Origin of the sequence: Streptomyces cahuitamycinicus, from assembly GCF_002891435.1 — a bacterium.
Taxonomy (GTDB): domain Bacteria; phylum Actinomycetota; class Actinomycetes; order Streptomycetales; family Streptomycetaceae; genus Streptomyces; species Streptomyces cahuitamycinicus.
The window spans coordinates 1-3308 of record NZ_POUC01000636.1 but is presented as its reverse complement, the minus strand read 5'-3'; the positions used below and the strand labels follow the sequence as shown (position 1 = coordinate 3308).

General features: G+C 72.8%; 2 protein-coding genes and 1 pseudogene. 1 reads left to right on the top strand and 2 read right to left on the bottom strand.

Features of this window, described 5'->3' with window-relative positions:
- A partial coding sequence (locus C1J00_RS46075; protein WP_219728413.1) for a hypothetical protein occupies positions 1-262 on the top strand: 262 nt, incomplete at its 5' end.
- Between the two features lie 68 nt (positions 263-330).
- On the opposite strand, the gene C1J00_RS40785 is transcribed toward C1J00_RS46075, so the two are convergent.
- Positions 331-2706 carry an Orn/Lys/Arg family decarboxylase gene (locus C1J00_RS40785; protein WP_102913886.1) on the bottom strand — a complete coding sequence of 792 codons (2376 nt, stop codon included), beginning with the start codon at positions 2704-2706 and terminating at the stop codon, positions 331-333.
- A 136-nt stretch (positions 2707-2842) separates the two neighbouring features.
- Positions 2843-3160 (bottom strand): annotated as a pseudogene (locus C1J00_RS40780) (excinuclease ABC subunit UvrA); the annotation flags it as partial.
- Between the last annotated feature and the right edge of the window lie 148 nt (positions 3161-3308).

The window sequence follows — 3308 nt, the reverse complement described above, 5'->3', positions numbered from 1 at the left end:
GGACGGCTGGGCACGGTTCTTCCCGACCACGGGCCCCAGCCGTATCCGCCGCACCCGGAACGGCACCATCGCAGCCGGGGCGGTCGCCCGCTGTCCGGCTCGACGGCCCACTGTCCGGCTCGACCGCCCGCTGTCCGGCTCGGCCGACGCGGGCGTCTCACCCGCCGAGGGTGGGCTGGCCCCCTGCCGCCCGTCGGCCGCGGGCCCTCGCGAGCCGTGCCGGGGCGCATTCCCGCGGGGACATCGCCGGGCACGGGCGTGACATCACCACACCGACCCGGCACCCTCCAGGCGCCGCCGCTGTGCCGGTGTCACCGCGGCCGTGGCGCTCTACCCCACCGACCCGGCACCTTCCAGGCCCCGCCGCTGTGCCGGTGTCACCGCGGCGGCGCCCTGCTGGTCGTCCGGGCGCAGGCACTCGATCAGGTAGTCACCCGTGTCAGGGTCACGGGTCACCCCGTGGGTCTCGCTGCCGAAGCCGGGGAAGCGGCGGTCGAAGGACTCCAGGGCACCGAGGTAGCGCAGGAGGGGGCCATCGGTGTCCCCGGTGCTCTCGCCCGGCATGAGGACCGGGATGCCGGGCGGCGTCACCGTGACCATCGCCGCGGCGATCCGGCCCGGCGCGTCCGCCAGACGGATGCGTTCCGTGCCGCCGCGGATCAGGCGCTGGTAGCACAGCTGGGGCGGGGCGACGGGCTCGGGCAGCTGCTGGAAAGCCGTGTCGAGGAGCTCGACCAGGCGGGCCTCGCGCAGATGGTCGTGCATCTCCTGGCACAGGGCGCGCAGCGTCAACCCGGCATAGCGCCGCGGGTGCTCGGCGACCAGCGAGGGCAGCACGCGGTCGAGCGGGACGTCAGCGTCGTAGAGCTCCTTGAAGTCCATGAGGGCGTCCAGCAGCGTGCCCCACTTGCCCTTCGTGATGCCCATGGAGAACAGCACCAGCGTGGTGTAGCTGTCGGTCTTCTCCACGACGATGCCGCGTGTCGTCAGATAGGCGGTGAGGACCCGGGCGGGGATGCCCTGGCCGGACATCGCCCCCGTCGCGTCGAGCCCCGGGCAGGTCAGGGTGACCTTGATCGGGTCGAGCATGCAGTAGCCGTCGGTCAGCCCGGGGAAGCCGTGCCAGTCCGCTCCGGGGGCGAGGTGCCAGCAGGACGGCTCGGTTCGCAACAGCTCCGCCGGGGCCTCCTCGAAGGGCAGCCGTTCCCCGCTCGCGGGGTCCGTCACCTCGTCCGGCTGCCACACCCCGAAGAACCACGGCGGCCGGTCGCCCGCCGCCGCGATCCGCCGCCCGATCCGCACCATCTCCTGGCGGAACCGGATCGCCTCGGTCACCGCCTCGTCGACCAGCCACTGCCCCTGCGGGCCGTCCATCATCGCCGTGGCCACGTCCAGCGAAGCGATCATCGGGTACAGCGGTGACGTGGTGCCGTGCATCATCAGCGCCTCGTTGAACCGGTCGTGCTCCACCGGTGCCCGCGGCGCGGGCCTGACGTGCACCATGGCGCCCTGCGACAGCGCCGCCAGCAGTTTGTGGGTGGACTGGGTCGCGAAGACCGTCGGCCGGTCGGGGCCGGGGAAGGCCTCCTCGTCCACCGACATGCCGTAGCGCCCGGCGTAGAGCGGATGGAAGCGGGCGTACGCGAACCACGCCTCGTCGAAGTGCAGCCGGGGCGTCCCGGCGGCGAACGCCCGGGCCGCCGCCACCGCGTCGTAACACAGCCCGTCGTACGTGGAGTTGGTGAACACCGCGTACTGGGCGCGGGACGACACGGCGTCCGCCGTCAGCGGGCTCGCCGCGATCCGCGCCGCCACCGACTCCGCCGCGATCTCGGCCGGTGGCAGGGGGCCCGCGAGGCCGTAGCCGTTCCGGGTGGGGACCAGGTACACCGGTCGCGCGCCGGAGACGACCAGGCCGTGCAGAACCGACTTGTGGCAGTTGCGGTCCACCAGGGCGATCTCGTCGCGGGTCACGCTGAAGTGGCCGACCAGGCGGTTGCAGGTGGAGTCGCCGTGAAGGACGAAGTACGTGTGGTCGGAGCCGAAGACCCGCGCGGCGTTGCGCTCCGCCTCGCCGATCGGCCCGGTGTGCTCGAACAGCGAGCCGAGCTCCTCCACCGAGATCGACAGGTCGCTGCGCAGCAGCCGCTCCCCGAAGTACTCGTGGAACGCCCGGCCCACGGGCGACTTGAGGAAGGCGACACCCCCGGAGTGCGCGGGCGTGTGCCACGAGTACTCGTGCGCGTCGTCGAAGCGCCGCAGCGCCTTGAAGAACGGCGGAAGCAGGGCGTCCTGGTAGGCGCGTGCGGCCGTGGTGATCCGCCCGGCGATGAACGCGGGCGTGTCCTCCAGCGGCCACACATAGCCCACCACCGACTGCGACACCCACAGCGGCAGCTCACCCAGCCCCTCGCCGGCCATGACCAGGAAGACCGGCAGGTTCTGGAACCGGCGTCCGATCCGGCGCAGCACCGTCGCACCGCCCGGCCCGTCCCCCGGCCCGGGCGGGAGGTCCCAGGCGACCACCGCCGCGGCCAGCCCCGCCTCGGTCCTGAGTACCGCCTCGGCATCGGCGACGCTCACCACCCGGCGCACCTGTAAGCCGCGCGCCCGGATTCCCTCGGCGATGCGCGTCAACTGCCCGGCGGTGGCGCCCCCGTCCTCCGGATGCTCCGCCACCGCCACCAGAACCGTGCCGTCGGCCATGCCGTTCCCCTCACCGGTGGCCCGCGCCACCCGCCGTCCAGTGTTCGCGGGCCCCGCACGCGTGATCGGCCTGCGGTGGGCCAAACCACCCCATCGGGCCCAACGAGCGGACCGCGCGTTGACGCCGGCGCGCCGTTCACCGGCCTTGGTGCCGAACCGCCCGCCGCAGATGCTCCCCGGTGAACGACCCCTCGGCGTCCAGGAGTCGACGAGGCGTCCCCTCGAAGACGATCTCGCCGCCGTCCCGGCCGCCGTCCGGGCCGAGGTCGATCACCCAGTCGGCCCGGGCGATCACGTCGAGGTTGTGCTCCACGACGACGACCGTGTTGCCCGAGTCGACCAGCCGGTCCAGCAGGGCTACGAGGCCCTCCACGTCCGCCATGTGCAGGCCGGTCGTCGGTTCGTCGAGCACGTAGACCGCACCCGTCCGGTGCAGTCGCGTGGCCAGCTTGATGCTCCCCCAGTGCCTGAAGGGCAATGCCGTTGCTTTTGAGGCTGTCGGCCGGTTGAGCCGGTGTGCTGATATCCCGTCTGGAGCGGTTGGGGCTGGGCGCCTTGACCCGATCGTGCCCGCCAGAACTGGTGGACCGGGTGGTCAATGA